The following is a 14318-nucleotide window of genomic DNA, read 5'->3' as shown; positions in this document are numbered from 1 at the left end:
TCATCGTACGAGGTAGTTATGACGCAGCACGCCACTGATGCAAACGTTTTGCGAGCATCCAAACTCGATTGCGCCGCGCTCAGCGACGCATTGGACCGTCTCTCGATCGTCGGTCAATGCCACAAGATCCGTCCCTGCGATCCGAATTTCCGTATGGCGGGTCGCGCATATACGGTGTTGTACGAGGCGGTACAGGATCAACCAGGAACCGTGGGGGAATTCATCGACGACGTGCCGCCGGGCAGCGTGATCGTCATCGACAATCAGGGTAAAGACGATGTGGGCACGTGGGGCAACATCCTGACGGAAGCGGCCCACCGGCGCGGCATGGCGGGAACGGTGATTGACGGGAACAACCGCGATGTCGCGCTCTGCCGCTCTCTGGGCTATCCGATCTACAGCCGCAACACCTGGATGCGCACCGGCAAAGGCCGTATTCAGCTCAAGGCACTGCAAGTCGCCGTCAACATCGGCGGCGTGACCGTGAATCCGGGGGACATCGTCGTGGGCGACCCTGACGGCGTCGTGGTGCTGCCGCAGGCGCAGGAAGATGCGATTCTGAGCGCCGCCGAGCAGATCACCTTGCAGGAAAACCAGTTGCGCGAAGCCATCCGCAGCGGCATGCGCATGGACAAGGCGCGGGCCCAGTTCCATTATCACGACTTGCAAAGCCCGGGATATACGGGAACGCGTCCCTGAAATAGGGAACCTGCTTTTCGCGACAGCGTGAGCGCGTAATAACACAAGCTGCCCCCCAACATCCATGCGGTATTGGGGGGCAGCGGACTTCAAGACCCCGGCACGACGCACCATCCCTACCCTTCACGATATGTGAAGCGGCCTTCACTTCCGCGCTCTACCTGCGGTTGCCAACTCCTCTTACCCTAGATTCAGCGACGCTGAACGAAAGCAGCGCCAATTCCAATTCTGATAAATCCCACGAGACAAAACGATGCCTGGACCTGGTGTATTGCAAATCCCCTCCATGCGAGAGAAATGTTCCCCCGAAGAATGGCAGGCGCGCGTCGATCTGGCGGCCTGTTACCGGTTGGTCGAACACTATGGCATGGCCGATATGATGGCCAACCATATCTCGGCACGCGTGCCTGGTGAAGACGGGGCCTTTCTCATCAATGCGTACGGCATGATGTACGAGGAGATCACGGCCTCCAGCCTGATCAAGGTCGATCTCGACGGCAATATTCTGGCCAAACCGGATTTCGGCGAGCTGAACTACGGCATTAACAAAGCCGGCTATGTCATTCACAGTGCGATTCATCGTGCGCGTCATGAAGTTGACTGCGTGATACATACCCATAGCTGGGCTTCGATGGCCGTATCGTCGCTCGCTTGCGGGTTATTGCCGCTGACACAGACCGCTATGCGTTTCCTGAAAATTGGCTATCACGATTATCAGGGCGTGGTGCTGGATACCAAGGAACAGGCGTCCTTGATCGAGGACCTGGGCGACGGCGAGGCGCTGATATTGCGCAATCACGGTGCGCTGACCGTCGGCCGCACGATTGGCGAGGCGTTCAACTGGATGCATAGGCTCGAGCTTGCGTGCCGGGCCCAGTTGGCCGCGCAAGCCACGCAGCAGCCGCTGCAAGCCGTCCCGCCCGAGGTGTTACAGGAGACGTGGAACAACTACCAACCCGGCACGCGCCGTCCCTACGGCGTCATGGAATGGCCGGCGTTGCTGCGTAAGTTGGATCGCATGGACCCGAGTTATCGGCACTGAGCCATCCCAGCACGACAAGGCTGAGCACTACAAGACAACCACGAGGAGACAGTATGAAGAAGACCATAGGCACTGCCTTGGCCGCCGCGGCCCTATTCGGGATCGTCGCAGCATCCCCGGCCCGTGCCGCCTACCCGGAACGTCCGGTCAAGGTGGTCGTGGCCTTCACCGCGGGAGGCACAACCGATAAGTTGACGCGCAGCACGAGCGAACATCTCAGCCAGGCGCTCCAGCAGTCTTTCATCGTCGAAAACCGGCCGGGTGCGGGCGGCAATATCGGCACCGAATATGTGGTGCGATCTGATCCCGACGGCTATACGCTGATCGTCGACTCGGTCGGGCCCATTGCCGTGAACCCCTCGCTCACGAAGCTGAGCTACGATCCGCTGACTGACCTGGTCCCGATCGTCCAGATCGCCACGGTACCCAATGTCCTGGTCGTGCCGCCAGAACTGCCGGTCAAGACGTTCGACGAATTTCTGGAATACGCGAAAACGAAAAAATCGTTGAATTATGGGTCCACCGGCGTAGGCACCTCGTCACACCTGGCGAGCCACCTGCTGATGCAACAGCTCGGCGCGAAAGACGCCACGCACGTCCCCTATAAGGGAGCCGATGCGATCAATGATCTGATCGCGGGACGCCTGGACTTCATGTTCGCCACGGTTCCTTCGGTCATGGGCCAAATTCGTGCGGGCAAATTGCGACCGCTGGCACTTAGCACCAAACAGCGGCTGGCCTCGCTACCCGATCTGCCGACTGTGGCCGAGAAAGGGTTTCCCGATTTCGATGCCGGATCGTGGTTCGGTTTCTTCGCCCCCAAAAATACGCCCCAGGAAGTTGTGACGACGATCAATAAAGGCGTCAATGATGCCCTACCGTCACTCAAGGAGGCGATGCTAAGCGAAGGCGCGATCGCCGTGGGCGGCACGCCCGATGATTTCGACAAGTTCACCCACGCCGAATACGAAAAGTGGAAAAAAATCGTCGAACAACTGGGGCCGAATGCGCAGTGAGGCCCTGGAACCCGCCAGGTGCGGCGTCACCTGGCTGCCACCGATCAGGGAACGCTGACTCGCTGATTCCCACCACCTGAACCCGCAGCCATTTCCTGGCCACGCCCGCGCCGTCAATCGGGCCGACAGGAGGGATTCACGCAACATGCGCATGGGGGAGCCACCCCATGCGCATGTGTCGCGTAGAATCTGTGCGCGCATTTGCGTGCTTTCCCCGGTTACAGGAGGTTAAATTGCCCGAAATGGCCTCATTGCGTGCCCATCCGGCCCACTGCTTGTAAACTGCCGGATTTTGCCCGCAGCCTTATGGTGCAAGTCCCCCGGCGAGGCGTCAGCGGTCCTACGCTTATCCGTCTGCTTGCCAGACTGACGGACGCTGACGTTTCCGAGTCCCGCCAATCGCTATCCGACCGTCTCAGCCTCTGGCTGGGCTGGACGGATGCGATCGCCTTGTCAACGGTGCTCGAGGGCAAGCCGTTGGCGGTGACGCCCAACACGCAGGCTCTGGACAGCGCGCTCGAGCGCGACTACGAACGCATGCGCGCAGCGCTGGGGCATGCCATCGCCGACGAAAAAGCCTTTGTGGCCGACGTATTCGTGCCTACTCGCCCTGGCGTGAAGCCGCCGTCGCCCGCCGAGGCCATGACGAATTTCACCATTTATCGTCAACGGTATCAGACCCTGCAGCAGGCAATGGAGACGCATATAGCCAAGCTACGCGTGAACTTGCGTGCTGCCCTCACCGCCCAGACACCCGCACGGGCACGTCTGGCCATGGTGGACGCCATCGTCGAGCGCTCGTTGAGCATTCAGGAACGCCGCCTGTTGGCCGCCATACCCGGAATGCTGGAAAAGCATTTCAAGCATCTGCGTCAGAGCGCGGAGATGGCGGCGAAAGAAGCGGCCCAACGTGCCGATGCGCCGGCACAGAACGCGGAGACGTCCGACGCGCCGCAGCAAGCGCAGCCTCTTAAGCCGTCGCCTGGCGAGCCCGGCGCGAGCGACGCTTCTACAGTCGGCGGCAGTGCGGCCAAAACCGAGAGCGCGACCGGGACTGGGACTCCGACTGCGCAGACCATGCCAGAGACCGCAGCGCCCTCCCCGGCCACCAAGGCCGCGCTGCCCAAGCGCGCCGTGCCGCTGATCAATAGCCGCCTCGCGCCGCGCGCCAATCAGCCCGTGACGCCTCCCGTGCCGGGCTGGCTGGCCACGTTTCGCAAAGATATGCGCAGCGTGCTGCTGGCCGAATTGGATATCCGTTTACAACCGATCGAAGGCTTGCTGGCCGCCTTGCGTGATCGTTAACTGACCCCCTATGACTAGAACCCTTATCTCTCTTGTCGTTTTCCTGGCCGGTCTGGCCGTTGCAGGTTGGATTGGCGCTGGCTACATAGGTAGCAACCCGCTGGCCCTGGCCATCATCGGGCTGATCGGCGTGGTGTATCTGACAGGCGCGATAGAGCTGCTGCGCTATCAGCGCGCAACCAACGCGTTGGCGTCGGCCGTCAATGGCCTGACGGTCGCGCCAGCCAGTCTGGATGGCTGGCTGACTCAGCTGCCTGCCAATTTGCGTGGTGCGGTCCGTCTGCGCATTGAAGGCCCGCGCGTTGCGCTGCCTGGGCCTGCGCTCACGCCCTATCTGGTCGGAATGCTGGTGTTGCTCGGCATGCTGGGGACCTTCCTGGGCATGGTGGCCACGTTGCGCGGCACGGGTATCGCGCTTGAAAGCGCGGTGGATCTGCAGGCGATCCGGTCATCGCTTGCCTCGCCGATTCAGGGACTAGGATTTGCCTTTGGCACCTCGGTCGCCGGGGTGGCGACCTCGGCGGCTTTGGGACTGCTGGCGACGATTTGCCGCCGCTCGCGTATTCAGGCCGCGCAGTCGCTGGATGTGATGATCGCCACCACGCTACGCCCCTTTAGCCAAAACCATCAGGGCGAGCAAACCTATAAGTTGCTGCAGCAACAAGCCCATGCCATGCCCGAGCTGGTCGATCGCCTGCAGACCATGATCGCGGCGATGGAAAAGCAGACGAACGCGCTGCACGAGCGCCTGGCGACCAGTCAGGATGCCTTCTATGGCCGGACAGAGATGGCCTACACGCGTCTGGCCGGCTCATTGGAAGCATCGCTAAAACAAACCGTGGTGGAAAGCGCCCGAGCCGCTGGCGAGGCGATCCAACCCGCCGTGCAGCAGACGCTTGCCGGCCTGGCGCGCGAGACCAGTGCGTGGCAGGACACGCTGGCGTTGGCCATCCGTCAACAGCTGGAAACCCTGTCCGGACGCTTCGAGGCCACGACTTCGTCGGTCGCCGATATCTGGCAGCAAGCACTGGCTAAACAAGAACAGACCAACAGCCGTCTGGCCGAAGACAACCAGCGTGCGCTCACGACCGCCGCTGCGACATTGGAGCGACACGCGCAGGCCCTGGTGCATAGCCTCGGTCAGTCGCATACCGAGCTGCAAGACAAACTCGTGGCACAGGATCAGGCGCGTCTGGACAGCTGGCAGTCCTCGATCGAGGCCCTCGCCGCGAAATGGAACACTTCGCTGCAGGGCACGGCCGGCAGCGTGCATGAGACGATGACGCACACCGCCTCGACGCTACAGGCGTCTCTCGCGGACGTGATTGCCTCGCTGGACGCGTCGCTCAAGGCCACCAGCGCCAGCCTGCGCGAACAGTGGCAACAGACTACCGCCAGCGCCGCGGATCAGCAGCAGCGCATTTGCCAGACGCTCGCCACCACCGCGCGCGAACTGACCGACCAAACCCAGGCGCATGCACGCGAGACCATCTCGGAAGTGTCGCAATTGCTGCACACCGTGTCGCAGGCGCCCAAGGCCGCGGCCGAGGTCATCGCCGAGCTGCGTCAGTCGCATGTGGATCTGCAGTCGCAACTGATCGCCCAAGATCAGCAGCGCCTGAACGATTGGAAGTCCACGCTCGATCACATCGCCTCGCACTGGAATCAATCGCTGGAGACGAGCGCTGGCGCCCTGCACAACACGATGGCCACCACGGCGTCGTCGTTGACCGCGTCGCTCACCGACACGGCGGCGACACTGCAAAGATCGGTCGAGGGCATGACCACATCGTTGGACTCCTCGCTCAAGAGCACAGCCGCCACGCTCAGCCAGGAATGGGCGCAATCAGGCACCCAAGCCGCACAAGTCCAGCAAGCCATCTGCGATACCCTGGCTCGCACGGCGCAGGAACTCTCCACGCAGACGCAAGCCCAAGCGCGCGACACCATCCGCGAGGTCGCACAGCTGCTGCATATCGTGTCCGAAGCCCCGAAAGCCGCGGCCGAGGTCATCGCCGAGCTGCGTCAGTCGCATGTGGATTTGCAAGACCGTCTGATTTCCCTGGATCAGCAGCGACTGGACACCTGGAAGACCTCGCTCGACAAGGTGGCGGCAACCTGGAACCGTTCGCTGGAAAACACCACGCAGACCGTCGGCAGCGCATTACAAAGCGCGGCCGAGACGGTCAACAGCTCGCTGCAAGGCACGGCGCAGACCGTCAACGCCTCGATGCAAGGCCACGCGCAAGAGATAAGCGCGACGCTTCAGACCACGGCGCAGACGGTCAACGCATCTATCCAGTCCACCGTGGACTCGTTGAATCAGTCGCTGCAATCGCGCACCGACGCATTGGCCACCACGCTTGAAAAATCCGCGAGCGCCGTCGGGACGACGATGCAAGACATCGCGACGTCGCTGGATGGCACCTTGCAAAGCACGGCCAATGCGCTCAACGCCTCGCTGGAAAAAACAGCAACCACGCTGGACGCTACGCTGCAGACGACCGCCACATCGCTGAGCGAATCGCTGCAGAGCACGGCTACTACGCTCACGTCCTCGCTGCAAGGCACGGTCGAAATCGTGAACACGTCGCTCGAGAAAACGACGGACACCGTGGGCGCGAAACTGGACGACACCGCTTCCTCGCTGAACGCCGCGTTGCTTACCACGACCCAGGCACTGACCACCTCGCTTGAAGACACGACCAACAGCATCGGTGCGCGCATGGAAGACACGGCCGCATCTCTGAGCGCTTCCTTGCAAGGCACCACGTCTACACTGACTGTGACGTTGGAGAACACCGCCTCGTCGCTGCACAATACGTTTGACGATATTGCCTCCAGCCTGAACGTATCGCTGGAAAACACGGCCTACACGCTGCGTCAGGAATGGGAGCAAGCCAGCACCCAAGCCGCGCAACGCCAGCAGGAAATCTGCGACACCCTGGCCCGTACCGCGGACGAGATCGCCACCAGCACGAAGACACACGCGAGCGAGACCATCGCCGAAGTCGCGCAACTGGTCCAAGCCGCGGCCGAGGCGCCGCGCGTTGCTGCCTCCGTAATTTCCGAGTTGCGCCAGAAGCTCACCGACGCCATGGCGCGCGATAACGAGATGCTGGAGGAACGCACTCGCTTGATGGACACGCTCAGCACGCTGTTGGACGCGGTCAATCACGCTTCGACCCAGCAGCGCGAGACGGTGGACAGCCTTATTTCGCATTCGTCGGAACTACTCGAACGCGTGGGCTCGCAGTTCACCGCTCACGTGCAACGCGAGACCGAGAAACTCGCCGACGTGTCGGCCCAACTGACCGGCAGCGCGGTGGAAGTCGCCAGCCTGGGTGAAGTCTTCGGCACCTCGGTCGAACGCTTCCAACAATCCAACGACAAGTTGCTCGAGCATTTGCAACGCGTCGAAGCCGCATTGGATAAATCCATGGCGCGCAGCGACGAGCAACTGGCCTACTACGTCGCGCAGGCGCGCGAAGTTGTGGACCTGAGCATCCTGTCGCAAAAGCAAATCATCGAAGACTTGCAACGGCTCGCCGGTCAGCAGCAAGCCGTGGCCCACACTGATACGCCGGCATGAACGACGACATCGATACAGGGGTAGAGCCCTCTTCCGTGGCCTGGGCGGTATTCGGCGATTTGATGTCGGTGCTGATGGGTGCGTTCGTGCTGATCCTGGTCGGCGTGATCGCGCTGCAGCTCGAGTTGTCGACCGCGCTGGAATCCGAGGTAAAGAAGCGCCTGGACCTGTCGGATCGTCTGCAAACCGAAGTGCAACACCGCGAGGAAGAGACCCAACGTCGTCAGGCGCTGGAGCAAGCGCTTGCCGTGCCGCTCGCCGCTGGCCAAGTGACGCTTGTCGATGGCCGCATCGGTATTAGCGGCAGCGTGTTGTTCGCATTGAATTCCGATCAGCTGCAACCCGAGGGCCGCGCCGTGCTGCAAAGCCTGATCGAGCCGCTGACCGAGTATTTGAAGACCCACGACGAAGTATTGATGGTCAGCGGCTTTACCGATGATCAGCCCATCCATCAGAACAATCGTCGTTATGCCGATAACTGGGAACTGTCAGCCCAGCGCGCCCTGACCGTCACGCGCGCGCTGATCACGGAAGGCATCTCGCCGGATATCGTATTTGCGGCCGCTTTTGGCGAGCAGCGTCCGGTCGCCGACAACAGCGACGAGGCGGGGCGCGCAAGCAATCGACGCGTCGAAATCGCACCCATTCCGAAATCATCCAACTCGGCAGGATCAGCGGGTGACTGAGCAAGCTTTCGCCACGCTGCGACAAACCCTGCAAGCCTGGCGCGAGCAGGGGCTGGATCGCATCGATGTGTTGTCGTTCAGTTTGATGGACACCCTGCTCGCCCGGGCCGAGCAAGCCGAGGATGAGCGCGTGCGCCGCGTGTTGCAGGCACGTTTGCGGACGCTGGTCGAACGCTATGCGCTGCGCATCGAAGCAGCGAACGTGAACGCCGACGCGGACGCGGACGCACACAGCGCCACGCAAACACAAGGAGCCCCCGAGGACACGATGGCGCGCTTTGCTTCGCTGGCTGTGCCGCACGAGTCCGACACCCTCATGAACCTGCGCGGGAATTATCCAGAACTGCCGGTCCTCGACGAATTCCGCGCCATCTGGTCACGCGTGAGCGCCAACCGTCGTATCCAGCAGTCCGAGGAACAGGTACACGAAAACGCCGGCCCCTTGAACTCCGGCCACTTGGTGCATCGCACGTTGTCGTTCATGCGCGATGTGTCGCCGGGTTATCTGCATCAGTTCCTGAGCTATCTTGACGACTTGGCATGGGTCGAACAGTTGCATGTGGCGACTGCACCCCCACCGAAAGAAACCAAGCGCAGCGCCACCAAGACGGCGAAGAAAAGCGCGGCCCGCAAGACTACGCGAAAAGCGAGCTAAGACCGCCATACGGCAGACGCCGCCCGCCACGAACCGGCTTCCTCCCCGCCGCTAACCGGCTTCCTCCCATCAGCCGGATTTCGCCGGCCATCACTTTGTATAGCCATCCCTGCGGCAGCGCTTTACGCACATCCTCCCGGGGGTCAAGTGCCACTGCCATTAGATTCCGGGTAAAAAATACAGGTTCCAAACTGCGGTACAGTCCTCCCGCGCTGTTGCGCGAGCGCACCCATGCCGGCCCTCGCGACAAGCGTCTAGATACATAAATACTGGAGAATTCAAGATGGCTACATCATTACAGGAAAGCCGGTCAGCCCGGTTCGCCATGCGTTGCGCGAGCTGGGCGGAACGCTGGTTTCCCGATTCCTGGGTCTTTGCCACGATGGGCGTGCTCATCGTGGTGCTGGCCGCGCTGGCAATGGGCGCACCGGCCGGTGACACCGCCAAGGCATTCGGCGACGGGTTTTGGAGTCTGATTCCGTTCACGATGCAAATGGCGTTCGTGGTGATCGGGGGTTACGTGGTGGCGAGCTCCAAGCCTGCCTCGCGCCTGATTGATTTGCTGGCGAAAATCCCGCGCAATGGCCGCACGGCCGTGGCCTGGGTGGCGCTGATTTCGATGACGGCGTCGTTGTTGAACTGGGGTCTGAGCCTTGTGTTTGGCGGCTTGCTCGTCAAGGCCCTGGCGCGTCGCACCGATATCAAGATGGACTATCGGGCCGCGGGCGCGGCCGCCTATCTGGGACTGGGCGCCGTGTGGGCCTTGGGCCTGTCCTCGTCGGCCGCGCAATTGCAGGCCAACCCCGCCAGCTTGCCGCCGTCGATCCTGGCCATCACGGGCGTGATTCCGTTTACGGAAACGATTTTCCTGTGGCAGTCCGGCGCCATGCTGCTGGTCTTGATGGTGGCCTCCATCATCATCGCGTATATGACCGCCCCCGGTGAAAAAGGCGCGCGCGACGCCCAGGCTTGCGGGATCGACCCCGTGGTGGTCGTGCCCGACCTGCCGCCGCGCACGCGTCCCGGCGAATGGCTGGAGTACAGCCCGTTCCTGATCATCGTCCTTGTGGCGCTGGCCGGTGGCTGGCTTTGGCACGAGTTCGCCACCAAGCCCGCGATCCTGGCGATCTCTGGTTTGAACACGTACAACCTGCTGTTCCTGATGGCGGGCGCCCTGCTGCACTGGCGTCCGCGCAGCTTTCTCGATGCCGTCGCGCGCGCCGTGCCCACCACGACGGGCGTGCTGATTCAGTTTCCGCTGTACGGCTCGATCGCGGCCATCATGACAACGGTGCAAGGCTCGGACGGCGTGACGATTGCCCATCACATCTCGGAATTCTTTGTCCGTATCGCCTCGCACGATACCTATGCCCTGTTGATGGGCGTGTACTCGGCGATCCTGGGCTTTTTCATTCCGTCGGGCGGTGGCAAATGGATCATCGAGGCGCCGTACGTGATGCAGGTGGCCAACGATCTGCAATACCACTTGGGCTGGGCGGTACAGATTTATAACGCGGCCGAAGCGCTGCCGAATCTGATCAACCCGTTCTACATGCTGCCGCTGCTGGGTGTATTGGGACTGAAGGCGCGCGATCTGATCGGCTTTACGTTTGTGCAGTTGCTCGTGCACATCCCGCTGGTGCTGATTCTGTTGTGGGGCCTGGGCGCGACGTTGACATACTTCGCACCGATACAGCCGTGACCTCGGGGATAAATCCCTAACGTGATGGGCTGCGCGATCCGGTAGCTGTCCGGAAATTCCTCGGATTTGCCGGTCGCGTGAAAATAGCAGAAGGCCAGACACTGCGTAGCACAGTGTCTGGCCTTTGTGTTTCCCGCGGCAAAGCGAAACGCGTGGCTTAGGCCGTGGCGCCCGCGATCAAGGCCTTGAGCTGTTCCTTTTCCTGCGCCGTCAGGTTGGTCAAGGGCGGACGTACCGGGCCGGGCTTGTGGCCGATGAGCTCGACGCCTGCCTTGATCATCGATACGGCATAGCCTTTTTGCCGATCGCGCAGCGCGGCGAACGGGAAGAAGAACGCATCCAGAAGCTTGGCCATGGTGGCGTTGTCGTTGCTGTTCAGAGCCTTGTAGAAGCTCAATGCGAGCTCGGGTACGAAGTTAAACACCGCCGACGAATAGGTGCTCAGACCCAGTCCGTTAAAGCCTTGCGCATACAACTCGTGCGTGGGCATACCGCCGATGTACGACAGACGATCGCCCAGCTTGTGCGTGATGTGGCGCACCAGCTCGGTCTTGCCCGTGCCGTCTTTGAAGCCGATCAGGTTGGGGCAGGCCTCGGCCAGACGCGCGACGGTGTCCGCGCTGGCGACCGAGTTGGCGCGGTTGTAGATGATGACGCCCAGGCCCGTGGAATCGCACACTGCTTTGACGTGCTGATAAATGCCTTCTTGCGGGGCTTCCATCAGGTAGTGCGGCAGCAGCAGCAGGCCATCGGCGCCAGCGGCCTCGGCACGGCGGGCGATGTCCTTGGCCATGGCGGTGCCATAGCCACAACCTGAGATGATGGGCACATTACCGGCCACGGCCTTGGCCGCACGCGTGACTTCGCCGATTTCCTCGGGCGTGAGCGAGAACATTTCGCCCGTGCCACCGGCGGCGAACAGCGCGGCGGCGTCATAACCCGACAGCCAGCCTACATGCTCCTGATAGCTGTCCAGGTTGAGGCTGAAGTCCTCTTTGAAATGGGTGACCGGAAACGACAACAGGCCGGACGCGATACGGGTCTTGAGCTCTTGGGGCGACATGTGATCCTCACAAAGTCATCATATAAATTCCACGGAAATCATAGTATGACTGCCGGCGCTCGTCAATCTTCCTGCGCCACTGGTGTCGCCGCGCTGCGCTTTAGCGATCGGTAGCGTTGAATGCCGATCAGCAGGTGCCGGCGCATGGCGTCGCGTGCGCTATCGATATCGCTGGCGAAAATCGCATCCGCGATGGCTTGGTGCTCTTGCAGAATCGTGTGATCCCGATTGGGCAGCGGATCGAACCCGCCCATGACCGTACGCAACTTCACGCGCGGAATCATGCGGCGACCGATATGCTCGAGAAAAGTTTTGAACCGCGTGTTGTTGGTCGCTGCCGCGATGGCCATGTGAAAACGGAAATCCGATTCATCGGTGGATTTCCCCTCGGCCATCAGTTGCGCGAAATGATCGAGTTCTGCCTGTATCGCCGCTTCCTGCGCGGGCGAGCTACGCGCGGCGGCCAAGCCCGCCGCCTCGACCTCGATGCCGATACGCAGCTCCAGCTCTTCGATAATGTCGGAGATCTTGTCGCTCGCGTGAGAAAAAAGCGTGAGCGTTTCCTCCGACGCGGGCGGCGCCAGGACATAGACACCGGCGCCCTGGCGCGATTCCAGCAGGCCATCGGCGCGCAAGGTGGCCACCGCCTCGCGAATCACCGTCCGGCTGCAGCCGAATTTTTCGACCAGAGCCTGTTCGGTCGGCAGCTTATCGCCCGGCGCATAGACGCCGCCCTCTATCCGGGCGCGCAGTTCTTCGGCGACTTGGGACGAGAGAGTTTTCCGTTTCGCGGGGCCAGGGACGCTGGCGGTCATGAGTTTCTCCTGCTAAGAAGGCGCAATAAGCGCCATCTTAACGGGAAACGTAGTCATATGATGACTTGAGCGGGATAGGCTTAATGCGACGGAGCGTTGGCCGCGAGCTTCGCGAAGTCACTATCGAGTTGCGCCAAGGACTGATCGATATGAGCGCGTCGCGATTGAATCCACCCGGCCTGATCCGCCAGACGCGATTTGGCCTCTTTGAGCATGCGCTGCATTTCCTCGGGTTGCGGGCCACCAACGGTTCGACGGTTTCTCACGATGGCCACCGGGTCCAGCGTGGCACGAAACTCCGCTTCGCTCATGGGCAGTTCGGCTGGATAGTCCGTTCCCTTGACCGCCTCGGCATAGATGCGCCGCGCCTGATCGTATGGGAAGTCCAGCGGCAAAACGTTGTTCGCCCGGGCATAGTCCACGATTTCCGAGGCCACATGGTGACCCACGCGGAAAGGCAGCTTGTATTGACGCATCAACACGTCGGCCACCTCTTGCGAGGCTGTCCAGTCGCTATTGAGCTCTTCCAACGCGCGTTCGCGATTGACGACCAGCGCCTTCATGACGCGGTCCCAGCGCTTTAACGACGCGATCGCGCTATCGACCATCGCGGCATTCTGTTTGACGTCTTTCGGGTCACTCATGCCGGGCGTGATGTTGTGCGTCTGCCAGACCGGCCCCATGGCCAGCGTCACGGCGGTCGATGCGTCGCTACGCGTATTATTTAATAAGCCGGGGTTGCGCTTTTGCGGCATCGCACTGGACACATAGGTATTGCCCCCGCCCTCTTGCAGCAAGATCCAGGGACGCGATTGCGCATACTGGGTCATCACGTCTTCGATGAAGTTGCCTGTATGCAGCGCAATACTCGTGACGATGGCGCCGACTTCAACAGGTTGATCCATGGAAGATATCTGCGATGCGTCATAGGCGTTTTCGACCAGCGCCGTGAATCCGAGATATTTGGCCATGCGCTCGCGATCCAGCGGCCAACTGGTGCCATTGAGCACCGTGGTGCCCATGGGCGAGCGGTCGATGCGGGCATACGCCTCGCGTATGCGCTGCGCATCGCGATCCAACGCGGCCGCGTGGCCCAATAAGTAATGCCCATAACTATTGGGTTGCGCCGCGACACCATTGGTGTAGTTGGGAACAACCGTATCCGCATGTTCGGCGGCCAGGTCCACCAAGGTCGTCGCCGTGATGTTCAACTGATCCGCCAGCTCCAACAATTTATCCCGCAGAATCGCACTGCGGTAAGTCGCGTGCATGTCCTGACTGGAACGCCCGGCGTGTAAAAGCGTGATGTCTTGCCCCGCGGCCTTGATCAGCAAGGGCTCGAAGGTAATGACGGTGGAGGGCCGCTTTGCGCCCGGCTGGTTACCGTCTTCGATCACGCGCGCCACGCCCGCTGCCAGGCGCGCGCCCATGGCCGGCTCCAGCAGCCCCGCGTCTGTGTTGATGACCGCCGTGGCTTTATTGATCTCGCCTAGCCAGAAAAAGGGATCGCGGGCGGCAACGTTTGCCTTCGGCGCAGGCGTGTTCTGGACGACTGCTGGTGGATTGGCTTTTGCCGTCTCGGCAGGCTGAGCCCCGGTCACGCCGCTGACAAGTAACGCCGTCAGGGTCAGGCTAAAAATATAAGGTGCGCGTCGCATCGTAGTCCCTCCTTTTTTTGGTCGGATGCTCCATCGACAAGCGATGGAGCATCCGAGTGTACCGACTACCCGCGCACGCAACGAT

At 61.5% G+C, this 14318-nt stretch carries 11 protein-coding genes; 8 read left to right on the top strand and 3 right to left on the bottom strand.

Annotated features, from left to right (window positions below; all coding sequences use genetic code 11):
- Window positions 1–18 precede the first annotated feature (18 nt).
- The 8 genes from GOQ28_RS11175 to GOQ28_RS11140 all read left to right on the top strand — a co-directional run bounded on the left by GOQ28_RS11175 (window position 19) and on the right by GOQ28_RS11140 (window position 10697).
- A complete protein-coding gene (locus GOQ28_RS11175) occupies window positions 19–699 on the top strand; it encodes an RraA family protein (RefSeq protein ID WP_160356500.1) in 681 nt (226 codons plus the stop codon).
- Between the two features lie 253 nt (window positions 700–952).
- Entirely contained in the window at window positions 953–1741 is a 789-nt protein-coding gene (locus GOQ28_RS11170; protein ID WP_160356499.1) for a class II aldolase/adducin family protein, read from the top strand.
- 53 nt (window positions 1742–1794) lie between these two features.
- A complete protein-coding gene (locus tag GOQ28_RS11165) occupies window positions 1795–2757 on the top strand; it encodes a Bug family tripartite tricarboxylate transporter substrate binding protein (RefSeq protein ID WP_160356498.1) in 963 nt (320 codons plus the stop codon).
- Window positions 2758–3063: 306 nt separating this feature from the next.
- On the top strand, window positions 3064–4062 hold the full coding sequence (locus tag GOQ28_RS11160) for a DUF3348 domain-containing protein (protein WP_160356497.1): 999 nt from the start codon (window positions 3064–3066) through the stop codon (window positions 4060–4062).
- A 10-nt stretch (window positions 4063–4072) separates the two neighbouring features.
- On the top strand, window positions 4073–7654 hold the full coding sequence (locus GOQ28_RS11155; RefSeq protein WP_160356496.1) for a DUF802 domain-containing protein: 3582 nt from the start codon (window positions 4073–4075) through the stop codon (window positions 7652–7654).
- Entirely contained in the window at window positions 7651–8340 is a 690-nt protein-coding gene (locus tag GOQ28_RS11150) for an OmpA family protein (RefSeq protein ID WP_160349381.1), read from the top strand. The genes GOQ28_RS11155 and GOQ28_RS11150 overlap by 4 nt, the downstream gene beginning before the upstream one ends.
- Window positions 8333–8995: a DUF2894 domain-containing protein gene (locus GOQ28_RS11145; protein WP_160356495.1), complete on the top strand. Its 663-nt coding sequence runs from the start codon at window positions 8333–8335 to the stop codon at window positions 8993–8995. The genes GOQ28_RS11150 and GOQ28_RS11145 overlap by 8 nt, the downstream gene beginning before the upstream one ends.
- A 283-nt stretch (window positions 8996–9278) precedes the next feature.
- The gene (locus GOQ28_RS11140) at window positions 9279–10697 is read left to right on the top strand and encodes a short-chain fatty acid transporter (RefSeq protein WP_160349383.1); all 1419 of its coding nucleotides are present in this window, start codon (window positions 9279–9281) and stop codon (window positions 10695–10697) included.
- A 157-nt stretch (window positions 10698–10854) separates the two neighbouring features.
- Here GOQ28_RS11140 and kdgD read toward each other — a convergent pair whose 3' ends face one another.
- The 3 genes from kdgD to GOQ28_RS11125 form a co-directional block, all read right to left on the bottom strand.
- Entirely contained in the window at window positions 10855–11760 is a 906-nt protein-coding gene (gene kdgD, locus GOQ28_RS11135) for a 5-dehydro-4-deoxyglucarate dehydratase (RefSeq protein ID WP_160356494.1), read from the bottom strand.
- 62 nt (window positions 11761–11822) lie between these two features.
- Window positions 11823–12575, bottom strand: a complete 753-nt coding sequence (locus GOQ28_RS11130; RefSeq protein ID WP_160356493.1) for a FadR/GntR family transcriptional regulator — start codon at window positions 12573–12575, stop codon at window positions 11823–11825.
- Window positions 12576–12655: 80 nt separating this feature from the next.
- Window positions 12656–14233, bottom strand: a complete 1578-nt coding sequence (locus GOQ28_RS11125; RefSeq protein WP_160356492.1) for an argininosuccinate lyase — start codon at window positions 14231–14233, stop codon at window positions 12656–12658.
- Window positions 14234–14318: the final 85 nt, after the last annotated feature.

The organism is Bordetella sp. 02P26C-1, from assembly GCF_009763255.1.
Taxonomy (GTDB): Bacteria; Pseudomonadota; Gammaproteobacteria; order Burkholderiales; family Burkholderiaceae_B; genus Bordetella_A.
This window is presented reverse-complemented; position numbering and strand designations above follow the sequence as displayed.